Below are 12592 nucleotides of genomic sequence, written 5' to 3'. Positions count from 1 at the left end.
CGCAGGACGGGGGGGGGGGGAGGGCGGAGCGGGGAAGGCGAACGGCACGTCCCGGGCGGGCGGGGCCGCCACGGTCCCGGAGCCCTCGGCCGCGGGCGGGCGCGTGCGCCGGCGGGGCCTGCTCCTGCGGCAGCGGACCAGGACCTCACCGCCGCCGCGGTCCGCCCCGGCCCCCCACGCCTACGACGCCCTCGAGCCGTACGACGTGCTGCCCCTCGAGCCGTCGGTCCCCGGACCCGCCGCTTCCTGGCAGGACGACGACAGCGTCCGCCGCACCCCCTGGGCGGCGCCGAAGAGGCCGGCGGAGGGGGTCACGAGGCCGGAGGGCAGCACGGGGCCGGAAGAAGCCGCCCGCCCGGAGGGAGCGAAGACGGGCGGGGCGAAGACAGGCGGGGCGAAGACAGGCGGGACGAAGGCGGACAGGGCGAAGACGGGCTGGGCGCAGCCGGACGGCGCGAGGGCGAGGGAGGTCGCGGGGCCGGGGACATCCTCGTCGCCCTCCGAGGACGACGGTCCGGCGGGCCCGTCCGCCGAGCGGTGACCCCGCGACCTCGCGTCCGGCAACTCCGCGGCACTCCGCCGGGCGCCCCTGCCCGGCGCCTCGTCAGCCCTTGTCCCCCAGCACCTTCCGCAGCTCAGGGGGCAGATGCCGGTCGCAGGACTGCTTGGCCTGCTGCGTGAGGGAGTCGTTCACGCAGGTGTAGTAGTCCCGGTAGACCAGCTGCGCCGCGAAGGACGTGGCGACCACGGCGAGCGCCAGCGACGCGGTGACCAGACCGCTGATCGCGGCCGTCGCCTGCGGGCGGCCCGTGGGGGCCGGTGTGCCCGCGTCGTGCCCGCGCGGCTTGGCGCGCAGGGAGCTGATGCCCCAGTACAGGGCCAGCGCACCGAGCAGCAGGGCCACGTACGTCCAGCTGAACAGGGCGAAGAAGAAGGCCCACATGCCGGCCAGCAGCGCGTACCGCGCGCGGCGCTGGACGGGGTCGGTGGGGTCCCAGCGCATGCCCGGGCCCTGCGAGGGGCCGCCGGGCCGCTGCGGACGCTCGCCGAAGCCGCCGGAGGAGCGGCCCGGCTGGCGGTCGCTCCACTGCCTGCCCCACGGGGACCGGCCACCGCCGCCCTGGTCCGGCCCGTCGGAGCCGCCGTTGGGGCCGCCGTCGGAGCCGTCATGGGAGGAGGCCTCCCCCTGGGGGCCGCCGTTGACCGGGTACCGGGGCTGCCACGGCCGGTCGGGGGCGCCCTCCGGGGGCGGCGCGAAGGGATTGTCGTCCGGGGCCGTGCCGCCGGTGCCGTCACCCCGTCCGTCCGCGGGGGCGTTCGGCGGCGAGGGCGGCTGCTCCTTCAGCAGCACGGCACCGCGCCGCCCTCCCTGCGCCGTCTGCGGAGGGTGCGTGAGGAGTCGCAGGCTGCGGTCCGGCATCAAGTGAGCGTCTTCCCCTTGGTGAGTCACAACTGGTCTGGCACGTCCGGTCTGGCACGTCCGGTCCCTCCCGCGAGGCGCCGTACGCCCCGGGCACGGACTTGTCGCTTGGTGAACGCACGGTGAAGGTGGTGCGTTCCCGTACCAGCTCCTCCCTGACGCTACCTCCCGGCCGAACCCCCGTCCCATGGGGGGCCGGTCGGCTTGCCGGTATCGTTGCTGACGGTCGGCTGCTTCGTAGGCTTCCCCGTATCCGGGGACGTGAAGCATTCGTACGACCGTACAAACAGCTTCCCCGAGAAAGGGCCTCACCGTGGCCGCCAAGCCCGTGGCCAAGCGCCTCGTCGTGCTGATCTCCGGATCCGGCACCAATCTGCAGGCGCTCCTCGACGAGATCGCCGCAACCGGTGCCGAGGCGTACGGCGCCCGGGTCGTCGCCGTGGGCGCCGACCGCGACGGCATCGAGGGACTGGCGCGTGCCGAGCGCGCCGGGCTGCCGACCTTCGTGCGGAGAGTCAAGGACTACGGCACACGCGAGGAGTGGGACGCGGCCCTGACCGAGGCCGTCGCCGCCCATGAACCCGACCTCGTCGTCTCCGCCGGATTCATGAAGATCGTGGGGAAGGAGTTCCTCGCGCGCTTCGGCGGGCGGTTCATCAACACGCACCCCGCCCTGCTGCCCAGTTTTCCGGGGGCCCATGCCGTACGGGACGCCCTCGCGTACGGCGTCAGGGTCACCGGCTGCACCGTCCACTTCGTCGACGACGGTGTCGACACCGGTCCGATCATCGCCCAGGGCGTGGTCGAGGTCCGGGACGAGGACGACGAGAGCGCGCTGCACGAGCGCATCAAGAAAGTCGAGCGAAGGCTGCTCGTCGAGGTCGTGGGGCGGCTCGCCCGCAACGGCCATCGCATCGAGGGACGAAAGGTAATCATCCAGTGACCGCCGAGAGCAACAAGCGGCCCATCCGGCGCGCGCTCGTCAGCGTCTACGACAAGACCGGCCTGGAGGAGCTCGCGCGCGGGCTGCACGAGGCCGGCGTCGACATCGTCTCCACCGGCTCCACCGCCGGGCGGATCGCCGCGGCCGGTGTGCCCGTCACCAAGGTCGAGGACCTCACCGGCTTCCCCGAGTGCCTGGACGGCCGGGTCAAGACCCTGCACCCCAAGGTCCACGCCGGCATCCTCGCCGACCTGCGCCTTAAGGACCACCGGCGGCAGCTCGAGGAGCTGGGCGTCGAGCCGTTCGACCTGGTCGTGGTCAACCTCTACCCGTTCCGGGAGACCGTCGCCTCCGGTGCCTCGCCCGACGAGTGTGTCGAGCAGATCGACATCGGCGGCCCCTCCATGGTCCGCGCCGCCGCCAAGAACCACGCGTCGGTCGCGGTCGTCACCAGCCCGGAGCGGTACGCCGACGTCCTCGCCGCGGTCGCCTCCGGCGGCTTCGACCTCGCCACCCGCAAGCGCCTGGCCGCCGAGGCCTTCCAGCACACGGCCGCCTACGACGTCGCGGTCGCCTCCTGGTTCGCGTCCGAGTACGCACCCGTCGACGAGTCGGGCTTCCCCGACTTCCTCGGCGCCACCTGGGAGCGTGCGCGCACCCTGCGCTACGGCGAGAACCCGCACCAGCCGGCCGCGCTCTACCTCGACGCCGACGGCGCCGGTCTCGCACAGGCCGAGCAGCTGCACGGCAAGGAGATGTCGTACAACAACTACACGGACACGGACGCCGCCCGCCGTGCCGCGTACGACCACGACGAGCCGTGCGTGGCGATCGTCAAGCACGCCAACCCGTGCGGCATCGCCATCGGCGCGGACGTCGCCGAGGCGCACCGCAAGGCGCACGCCTGCGACCCGCTGTCCGCCTTCGGTGGTGTGATCGCCGTGAACCGGCCGGTCAGCAAGGAGATGGCCGAGCAGGTCGCCGAGATCTTCACCGAGGTCATCGTCGCGCCCGACTACGAGGAGGGGGCCCTGGAGGTCCTCACCCGGAAGAAGAACCTCCGCGTCCTCAAGGCCCCGCACGGCCCGGCGAACCGTGTCGAGGTCACCACCATCGACGGCGGTGCGCTGCTCCAGGTCACCGACCGGCTCCAGGCCGACGGCGACGACCCGGCCACCTGGACCCTGGCCTGCGGCGAGCCGCTCGACGCCGACGAGCTCGCACAGCTCGCCTTCGCCTGGAAGGCCTGCCGCGCGGTGAAGTCCAACGCGATTCTGCTCGCCAAGGACGGTGCCTCGGTCGGCGTCGGCATGGGCCAGGTCAACCGTGTCGACTCCTGCAGGCTGGCGGTCGAGCGGGCCGGCGCGGAGCGGGCCCGCGGCTCGTACGCGGCCTCCGACGCCTTCTTCCCCTTCCCCGACGGCCCCGAGATCCTGATCGAGGCGGGGGTGAGGGCGATCGTCCAGCCGGGCGGCTCGATCCGTGACGAGCAGGTCGTCGAGGCCGTCAAGAAGGCGGGCGTGACGATGTACTTCACGGGGACGCGCCACTTCTTCCACTGATTCCGCTGCTCCCGGCACCGGTCCGGGCCGGCCGGCCCGGACCGGTGCCGTCCCCTCCCCGTGCGGCCGCGGCTCCCGGCTTCCCGGGGGAAGCCGGGAGCCGCTGTCATGCCGGATGCCTCAGCAGTCGGGCAGCGGGTTGGTGTCCGAGGCGATGTCGTTGTCGCTCATCCAGCCCCAGGCTCCGTTGTCCGCCTGGGTGTAGACCCAGCGGGTCGGGTGCGGGCCGCCGTGGTTCTGTCCGCCGTCGAACTTGCAGACGAACCAGGACGGGTTGGAGTACATACGGCCCACGACGGTCCCCGTGTTGGGGCTCTTGTAGACCTTGGCACCGGTGGCGTTGTTGCAGTACCAGACGGAGCCGCTCTTCCAGCACGGCGACGCCGCCTGGGCGTTGCCGGCCGTGCCGAGAGCGAGAGCGGCGCCGGCGGTGACGGCGGCGGCACCCACGGCGAGAGCTTTGCGGATGACGGTCATGAGGAATGTCCCCCTGTTCGTTCCGTGAGTCGGTCGTGCCACCTCGTGGGGTGGACGATGTCACGGTGCCGTGGATGCGAGGGCAGCGGTACCTCGGAAGTCTCAGGGTCACCTCTTGCCCGGTGGCGTGTACTCCTTGAGGTGGTGCGCGACACGGGCGCAGTGGTCGCGCTCCTTCGGAGGGACGCCGCCCGCTTCGTTCACCTTCTTGTAGGAGGTCCGGTAGGCGGCGGCGATCAGCACCCGCCTGTCGCCGGGCAGGTCGGGCTCCAGGTGCGAAGCGATGAAGCACAGGTAGTGGCCCATGGCCGAGATGGACACGGCGGGGGAGAAGGGCGGCTCGGGGATCGACGCCGTCGGCAGCCCGTCGGCCCGCATCCACCAGCGCAGGACGCGCGGCGTCCACCGGGCGATGCCGTACTCGTCATGGACCGGGTCGTACAGGTCGGGATCGAAGTTGCTCTCGGCCTTCAGCATGGCCGCGATCAGCGCGGGGGTGATGTCCGGATGACGGCAGGCGTGCGCGGCGTCGACGATCAGCGGCCGGTAGACGGGGGGAATGCCCCGGTCGGTGCGGAGTTCGGAGGCGCCGTAGACGGCCGGAGCGGGTGTCGCCGTCCGTGGGGCGCCCTGGGCGCCGGGCGGGCGGTGCCCCTGGGTGCCGATGCCGTAGCCGAGCACGGCGACGGCGGTCGTGGCGAGCACCGCGCCCAGGACGACTCCGCGGACCCGGGGAGTTCCGGTGGTTCTGGAGACCTTGGGAGTTCCGGGAATCCCGAGGGGCTTGAGGGGCCTGGAGATCCTGCGGAGGCCGGGCAGCCGGGGCGTACGTACCGTCCCGGCGGCGGCCGCCGTCCGGCGCAGCAGCGCGCCGGTGCCGATGCGGCCGGCGTGGGTGCGGGTCAGACAGGCGCATACGATCTCCCGCCAGGCGTCCGGGAGTTCGGGGCTCAGCCGCAGTTCGTCCGAGCCGCGGGCGTAGGCGACGGCCGCGTCCCGGCGGGCCGCCGGGGTGCCGCCGGGCAGGGGGAAGGAGCCGGTGAGGACCAGATGGGCGAGGACGCCGAAGGCCCAGATGTCGGCGGACGGACGGATCCGGCGCCCGCGTTCGCCGATCTCCGACCACAGCAGCTCGGGCGGGGTGTAGTCGGGGGTGGAGAAGGCCGGGGTGTAGGCGTGGGTGTCCTCGAGTTCGGCGGCCAGGTTGAAGTCGGCCAGGCGGGCCGAACCGTCCGCCATCAGCAGCACATTGGCCGGCTTCAGGTCCCCGTGCACCCAGCCCGCCCGGTGCAGCTGGTCGAGCCCCTCGCAGATCTGCGCGAGCAGCACGGGACCGGCGGCCGGCCGGGGGTCGGCGGCGAGCAGGGCGGCCAGCGAGCCTTCCGCCTTCTCCAGGACGAGCACGGTGGCGCCGTCCAGGCCGGGGCGGTCCGGATCGTCGACGGTGAGGGTCTCGTACATCCGGATCAGCCGCGGGCGGCGCAGCCTGCGGTGCAACGCCACTTCCCGTTCGACGAGTTCCCGCAGATGGGCGAGGCGTCGTGGGGTGCCGGTGCCGGTGGGCAGGAACTTGAGGGCGGCCGTGTGCGGCAGGGTCTCGTCGCCTCCGACGCGGCGGCCCTCGTACACACTGCCGAAGGCGCCGGTGGCGAGGGGACGGCGCACCTCCCAGACGCCGACGCGGTAGCCACGGGGCACCGGGACGGCGTACGGCTCGGTCATCGGGGCGTCCATGCCGGCGCTCCCCCGAGGACGGCCAGGTCGTCCTCCCGGACCAGGTCGAAGCGCAGGGCCAGGGAGACCAGGGACTCCTTCTTGCCGTTGAGGCGGGGGCCCGTCTCGGCGGCCTCCGGGCCGGGCTTCAGCCGCAGCTTCACGGCCAGATAGTCGATGTTCCACTGCACCGCGGTGCGGGACGCGGCCGGCCAGGTCGGCCGTAACCGCTCCACCACCTGGTCGACCGTGGGCAGCGGGGCGTGCGGGTCGTCGCGCAGCCGGGGTTCGCACAGGGCGGCGAGCACCGCGTAGTACCGCTTGCTCCGGTCCATCGAGAAGGCGGGCGCGGTGGGGTCGCCGTCGGCGCCGCCCGCGACGCTCAGGTAGTCGTGGCGCGGGGCCCATACATCGATCGGCAGCAGATCGCCGGCCGCGGGCAGCACGATCCGGGAGAACTCGAAGGGCACCGGTGCGTCCAGCCGCCCCGGCGCGACCTTGATGTGCTCGCCCGCGCCCTCCGGGTTCTCCACGACGTAGGTGTGGCGGGCGGAGAGGTTGCTCAGTATCCAGAAGGTGCCCTGCGCGGTGATCTCCCCGGCTCGGCGGGACACCCCGTTGTGCGCGATCACCAGGCCGTTGTCCGGGGTGGAGCGCCCGAAGGCGAGCCGCTCGCCGGGTGCGAGCCGGAACCGGGCGTCCTGCCGCTCGCCCTCCGTGGTCGGCGGAGGTACCACGATGATGCTGTACAAGGTGTGTCTCCCCGTGCCTGAACAGCTACGAATCCAGACTAGGGGGACATACCGGGGCCGTGTCCCTCCCTCTTCGGGGTGAGACACGGCCCTGGAAACACCGGAAGCGAAGGACGCGAACCGTTCCGTGCGGAACCGTTCAGTATCGGGGGCGGTTGAACCACTCCTTGCCCTTGGAGTTGCCGACGAAGACGGCGATCAGGATGCCGAGCACCAGGTGCACGAGGCCCGCGATCGTGAACGGGTAGACGGCGATGACCGCGGTGAGAATGCCGAAGACCAGGGTCGTGACCCGCAGGCCGTTGCCGCCGCTGCCGAACTTCGCCGCCAGGACGGCCGCGAAGACACCCCAGAGCAGGGCGAACGCCGCGAAGCCCCACAGGGCGCTGGTCGGGTAGTCGGCCAGCTGCTCGAAGGCGGCCTCGTCCTTGGCGCGGTCGACGACCACGGCGCTGAAGGCGAACAGGGCCACACCCAGGACCTGCAGGCCGACGATCACCCACAGCAGCACGCGGGCCGCGGCGACCGTGCCCTGCGGCGACTGCGGAACCGGGGCGCCGTACGACTGCGGCACGGGCGGGGCCTGCGGGTAGCCGTGGCCGGGCTGGGGCTGCTGCGGTGTTCCGTAGGGGTTGTTCGGGGTGCCGTAACTCATTGCTTCTGCTTCCTCCGTCGGTTGCATGCAGGGGCGTGCGCGGCATCATGCGGAGGAAATGTCTCGCAGAAGTACGGTTTGTCCCCCCGATGAGCTGCCCGCAGCACTGTGATGTTCATCGTTCTTTACGAATAACTTACTTGTCCAGCCGGATTCCCGGGCGTTGTGCAAGTGCAACATCAGCGATCAAGGACGCCGCGGGGAGGGACCCCGGCACCCCCTGATTGGAACCGGGCGCCGTTCATCCGCGAGGATGGGAACATGACCGCCCAGATTCTCGATGGCAAGGCCACCGCAGCCGCGATCAAGTCCGATCTGACCGCCCGCGTGGCGGCGCTGAAGGAGAAGGGCGTCACGCCCGGCCTCGGCACGATTCTGGTCGGCGACGACCCGGCCAGCCGCAAGTACGTCGCCGGCAAGCACCGTGACTGCGCCGAGGTCGGCATCGCCTCCATCCAGCGCGAGCTGCCGGCCACCGCCACCCAGGAGGAGATCGAGGCGGTCGTCCGGGAGCTGAACGAGGACCCCTCCTGCACCGGTTACATCGTCCAGCTGCCCCTGCCCAAGGGCATCGACGAGAACCGCATCCTGGAGCTGATGGACCCGGACAAGGACGCCGACGGTCTGCACCCGATGAACCTCGGCCGTCTCGTCCTCAACGAGCCCGCCCCGCTGCCCTGCACCCCCAACGGCGTGCTGACGCTGCTGCGCCGCTACGGCGTGGAGATCAAGGGCGCCGAGGTCGTGGTCGTCGGCCGTGGCGTGACCATCGGCCGCCCGATGCCGCTGCTGCTCACCCGGCGCAGCGAGAACGCCACGGTCACCCAGTGCCACACCGGCACCCGTGACCTGTCCGCCCATCTGCGCCGCGCCGACATCATCATCGCCGCGGCCGGCTCCCCGCACCTGATCCGTGCCGAGGACGTCAAGCCCGGCGCGGCCGTCCTCGACGTCGGTGTCTCCCGCAACGCCGAGGGCAAGATCGTCGGCGATGTCCACCCGGACGTCGCCGAGGTGGCCGGCTGGCTGTCCCCCAACCCCGGCGGCGTCGGCCCCATGACCCGGGCCCAGCTGCTGGTCAACGTGGTCGAGGCGGCGGAGCGCAGTGTCGGCTGAGACGGAGGGCACCGGGCGGGAGTCCGCTTCCGCGAAGCCGGAGCCGGAGCCGGACATAGGGACACAGAACCCGGCCGGCGCGTCGCGCGCCCAGGGCGGGGCGCGCCGGACCACGCGTCGCCTCCCTCTGTTCACCAGGGACACCGCGCGCCCCGAGGGCGGCGGCCGGGCCGCGCCCGGCGACGCCCCGGCGCCCGCCCGGCAGTGGCCGATGCTGGCAGTGCTGTCCGTGGTCGGGATCGGGCTGCTGACCACCGCCTTCGACGCCTTCCGGGTCGGTCTGCTGCTGGTCGGCGTCGCCCTGATCGGCGGGGCCGTGCTGCGCTGGCTCCTGCCCCGCGTCGGCATGCTCGCCGTCCGCTCCCGTTTCACCGACATCATCACCTACGGCACGCTGGGCGGCGCCATCGTCCTGCTGGCGCTGATGGCCCAGCCCGAGCCGTGGCTGGAGATCCCGTTCCTGGACGACGCGCTGCACTTCACCATCCGCAACAGCTGACGGGATCTCGCCCCTGTCCGGCGACGGCGGCCCGCCCCCTCCCCCGAGCGGGGGACGGGCCGCCGTCACGACCCACCCTCCTGCACCGTGGGCGGGCCGTTCAACGCCTGTCCATGTGCTGTGGCACGGAAGTGACCGTTCCGCCATCCATGTGCCCGGAGCCTCACTTCTCCGGGTCACTTCTCAGGGGGAGACAGGGTTTCAGGGAGAGAGGGGGTGTCCTGAAGCCGGCGTCCCGAGGACCCCGCGGGAAGGGACCGGGCCGGCAGGGACCCGGAGCGCAACCGCGCGCCCCGGCCCGGATGCTCCTGTGTGCTCCCACCGCGCGACCTGAGATCCTGGCAGGGCGCACACCTGTGGGCGGCGGCAGCCAGGACAAGGGCGCGGCACAGGACATCACGCGCGGGAACAGCCGGCACGTACCGGGGGGAAGGGAACGCGATGCCTCGTTGGAAGGCCCTGCCCGATGAACTCGATCCGCAGATCAAGGAGTTCATGAGCCACCTGCGGCAGCTCGTGGACCGCAGCGGCCTGAGCATCGCCGCACTCGCCGATCGCACGGGCTACAGCAAGACCTCCTGGGAGCGTTATCTCGACGGCCGGCTCCTGGCGCCCAAGGGCGCGGTCGTGGCCCTTGCCGAGGCCACCGGCACCAACCCGGTCCATCTCACCACCATGTGGGAGCTCGCCGAACGCGCGTGGAGCCGTGCGGAGATGCGTCACGACAGCACCATGGAGGCCATCCGGATATCCCAGGCGCGTGCCGCGCTCGGGGAGCCCGGCGGCGACGCCCCCGGCGCCGAGGCCGACGGGAGCACGTCGTCCCGCAAGAGCGGCAGTGCCACGACGACCTCGCGGACCCCGAGGGTGCCGGCCCAGCCGACGGCGTCCGACGCCGACGCCCGGGAGGGCACGCCGAAGCTGAAGAAGTCCGCGCCGGCCTCCGACTCCGGCGCCAAGGCGCGCGCCGCCTCCGGCACCGAGGCGCGTACCGGCTCCGGCACCGGAGCGCAGACCGCCTCCGGCACCGGAGCGCGGACCCCGACGAGCGGCAACTCCTGGAACGTGGCCGGTTACCGGGGGCCGTCCCGGGCAGGAGGGCGTCCTCCCGGGGCCAAGGCGGCACCTCCCCCGGCACCGCCCCGGCCCGGCGGCCCCGGGCACACGCAGGGCATGCCGGTGCCCCCGGGCCCGTACGCCGCCCCCACCGCCCTCCCGGGTCCCTACGGCGGCTCCCCGCAGGCTTCCCCGCCCGCCTCCGGCGGTGCCGTCGGGGCGCGCGGGCAGCAGGTGCTCATGTTCTTCGCGGGCCTGGTCGCCGCCCTGGTCCTGATCGGCGCCGTCTTCTACTTCACCGGCCTGGACGTCGGCCTGAACGCCGGCGGCGCGAGCGCGTCGCCGTCCCCCTCCGGCACCCAGCCCGACCTGCCGCCCGGGGTCAAGTGCAAGGGGGACAGCTGCACCGGCAAGGACGCCGAGCGCATGGGGTGCAGCGGCGAGCGGGCGACCACCGTCCGGAGCGTCACCGTCGGTGCCACCTTCCTGGAGATCCGCCACAGCGAGACCTGCGGCGCCGCCTGGGCCCGCATCACCCAGGCCGTGCCGGGCGACGAGGTCCAGGTCATGGTTGGCTCGCACAAGGAGACCGGGGGCATCACCAAGGACGGCGAGTCGATCGCGTACACGCCGATGATCGCGGTGAAGGACGCGGCCCAGGCGACGGCGTGCGCGACGCTGGTCTCGGGCCAGCGGGGGTGCACGCCGTAGGACCGGTCCGGGACCGGCGGGAGCGGTGTGCCGGCCGGTCGGCGAAGAGGCCGATGAAGAAAGAGAAGACCGAGGAAGGAGCCGGTGAATGGGGCCGGTGAACGGGCCGGTGAACGGGCCGGTGAAAGAAGGGGCGCCGGACAGGCATGAGGATCTCCGAGCCGGGCATAGGGATGTCACCCCCCACGGGAGTTCCGGTGTTCCGGCAGTTCCCCCGCGGCGGCCGTCCGCGTTCCTTCTCCGTTCCTCCTCTCCGGACGGCCGCCCCTTGTACGCCACGTGGCCGTCCTGTGGGCTGGGCCACAGGGATCCGGCCGACCAGGATCCCGGAGAGGCGATAGCCTGACGAGCGGATCTCTTGACGCCAAGAGATCGATCATCCCTCCCGGTGGTCGATCATCGCGGCGGTGCCGGGATCCCCAACCTGGGGCAGGGACGCCCCACCGCCAGCTGTCATACGGAGAACGCCATGACCCGCACTCCCGTGAACGTCACCGTCACCGGCGCGGCCGGCCAGATCGGTTACGCCCTGCTCTTCCGTATCGCCTCCGGCCAGCTGCTCGGCGCGGACGTGCCGGTCAAGCTGCGGCTTCTGGAGATCACGCCGGCGCTGAAGGCCGCCGAGGGCACGGCCATGGAGCTGGACGACTGCGCGTTCCCGCTCCTGCGGGGCATCGACATCACCGACGACCCGAACGTCGCCTTCGACGGCGCCAACATCGCCCTCCTCGTGGGCGCCCGCCCGCGTACCAAGGGCATGGAGCGCGGTGACCTGCTCGAGGCCAACGGCGGCATCTTCAAGCCGCAGGGCAAGGCCATCAACGACCACGCCGCCGACGACATCAAGGTCCTGGTCGTCGGCAACCCGGCGAACACCAACGCGCTGATCGCCCAGGCCGCCGCTCCGGACGTACCGGCCGAGCGCTTCACGGCCATGACCCGCCTGGACCACAACCGCGCGCTGACCCAGCTCTCGAAGAAGACAGGCGCGGCGGTCTCCGACATCAAGCGCATGACCATCTGGGGCAACCACTCCGCCACCCAGTACCCGGACATCTTCCACGCCACGATCGCCGGCAAGAACGCCGCCGAGGTCGTCAACGACGAGAAGTGGCTGACCGAGGACTTCATCCCGACCGTCGCCAAGCGCGGCGCCGCCATCATCGAGGCCCGCGGCGCCTCCTCGGCCGCCTCCGCCGCCAACGCCGCCATCGACCACATCCACACCTGGGTCAACGGCACCGCCGAGGGCGACTGGACCTCCATGGCCGTCCCGTCCGACGGCTCCTACGGCGTTCCGGAGGGCCTGATCTCCTCCTTCCCGGTCACCTGCAAGGACGGCGCGTACGAGATCGTCCAGGGCCTGGAGATCAACGACTTCTCCCGCGCCCGCATCGACGCCTCCGTCAAGGAGCTGGAGGAGGAGCGCGAGGCGGTCCGCGGCCTCGGTCTCATCTGAGCCGTACGGCCCCTTCCGTCACGTCCCGCACGGGCCCCGTTCCGGTTTCCCCGGACCGGGGCCCGTGGCCGTTCACCGCCGGCCCTGCGACGCCCGGCGCCCGACCCGGCACAACGGGTGCGATGTGTCGCGTCTCACCTCGCAGCCTTCTTGACAATCCACTTCCTGGCGGACTTGCGCTCCCCTATGCTGATGCCCCGTCACCTCACTGACCGTCACAGGTCATTCA

General features: G+C 72.3%; 11 protein-coding genes and 1 pseudogene. 7 read left to right on the top strand and 5 right to left on the bottom strand.

Annotated elements, in window-relative coordinates:
- Positions 1 to 541 (top strand): annotated as a pseudogene (locus ABD224_RS15595) (hypothetical protein); the annotation flags it as partial.
- Positions 542 to 604: 63 nt separating this feature from the next.
- Here ABD224_RS15595 and ABD224_RS15590 read toward each other — a convergent pair.
- Positions 605 to 1420 carry a hypothetical protein gene (locus ABD224_RS15590; protein ID WP_344050169.1) on the bottom strand — a complete coding sequence of 272 codons (816 nt, stop codon included), beginning with the start codon at positions 1418 to 1420 and terminating at the stop codon, positions 605 to 607.
- Between the two features lie 313 nt (positions 1421 to 1733).
- On the opposite strand from ABD224_RS15590, the gene purN reads away from it, so the two are divergent.
- Positions 1734 to 2363, top strand: coding sequence for a phosphoribosylglycinamide formyltransferase (gene purN / locus ABD224_RS15585; protein WP_344050168.1), 630 nt, complete (start codon positions 1734 to 1736; stop codon positions 2361 to 2363).
- Positions 2360 to 3925, top strand: coding sequence for a bifunctional phosphoribosylaminoimidazolecarboxamide formyltransferase/IMP cyclohydrolase (gene purH, locus ABD224_RS15580; protein WP_344050167.1), 1566 nt, complete (start codon positions 2360 to 2362; stop codon positions 3923 to 3925). The genes purN and purH overlap by 4 nt, the downstream gene beginning before the upstream one ends.
- 120 nt (positions 3926 to 4045) lie before the next feature.
- Here purH and ABD224_RS15575 read toward each other — a convergent pair whose 3' ends face one another.
- The 4 genes from ABD224_RS15575 to ABD224_RS15560 all read right to left on the bottom strand — a co-directional run bounded on the left by ABD224_RS15575 (position 4046) and on the right by ABD224_RS15560 (position 7522).
- Positions 4046 to 4402, bottom strand: coding sequence for a hypothetical protein (locus tag ABD224_RS15575; protein ID WP_344050166.1), 357 nt, complete (start codon positions 4400 to 4402; stop codon positions 4046 to 4048).
- 108 nt (positions 4403 to 4510) lie between these two features.
- Complete coding sequence (locus tag ABD224_RS15570) at positions 4511 to 6124, bottom strand: serine/threonine protein kinase (protein ID WP_344050178.1); 1614 nt, start codon at positions 6122 to 6124, stop codon at positions 4511 to 4513.
- Complete coding sequence (locus ABD224_RS15565; RefSeq protein WP_344050165.1) at positions 6121 to 6867, bottom strand: FHA domain-containing protein; 747 nt, start codon at positions 6865 to 6867, stop codon at positions 6121 to 6123. Before ABD224_RS15565 ends, ABD224_RS15570 begins: the two co-directional genes overlap by 4 nt.
- A 139-nt stretch (positions 6868 to 7006) precedes the next feature.
- Positions 7007 to 7522, bottom strand: coding sequence for a proline-rich domain-containing protein (locus ABD224_RS15560; RefSeq protein ID WP_344050164.1), 516 nt, complete (start codon positions 7520 to 7522; stop codon positions 7007 to 7009).
- 261 nt (positions 7523 to 7783) lie between these two features.
- Here ABD224_RS15560 and ABD224_RS15555 point away from each other — a divergent pair, with 261 nt between their 5' ends.
- The 4 genes from ABD224_RS15555 (at position 7784) to ABD224_RS15540 (ending at position 12363) form a co-directional block, all read left to right on the top strand.
- A complete protein-coding gene (locus ABD224_RS15555; protein ID WP_344050163.1) occupies positions 7784 to 8638 on the top strand; it encodes a bifunctional methylenetetrahydrofolate dehydrogenase/methenyltetrahydrofolate cyclohydrolase in 855 nt (284 codons plus the stop codon).
- 55 nt (positions 8639 to 8693) lie between these two features.
- Positions 8694 to 9137: a DUF3017 domain-containing protein gene (locus tag ABD224_RS15550; protein WP_344050177.1), complete on the top strand. Its 444-nt coding sequence runs from the start codon at positions 8694 to 8696 to the stop codon at positions 9135 to 9137.
- Positions 9138 to 9578: 441 nt separating this feature from the next.
- Complete coding sequence (locus ABD224_RS15545; protein WP_344050162.1) at positions 9579 to 10904, top strand: XRE family transcriptional regulator; 1326 nt, start codon at positions 9579 to 9581, stop codon at positions 10902 to 10904.
- A 469-nt stretch (positions 10905 to 11373) separates the two neighbouring features.
- A complete protein-coding gene (locus tag ABD224_RS15540; protein ID WP_344050161.1) occupies positions 11374 to 12363 on the top strand; it encodes a malate dehydrogenase in 990 nt (329 codons plus the stop codon).
- Positions 12364 to 12592: the final 229 nt, after the last annotated feature.

Source organism: Streptomyces thermoalcalitolerans (assembly GCF_039525155.1).
Classification (GTDB): Bacteria; Actinomycetota; Actinomycetes; order Streptomycetales; family Streptomycetaceae; genus Streptomyces; species Streptomyces thermovulgaris.
The sequence above is the reverse complement of the archived record's forward strand: the minus strand, read 5'-3'. Positions and strand labels throughout refer to the sequence as shown.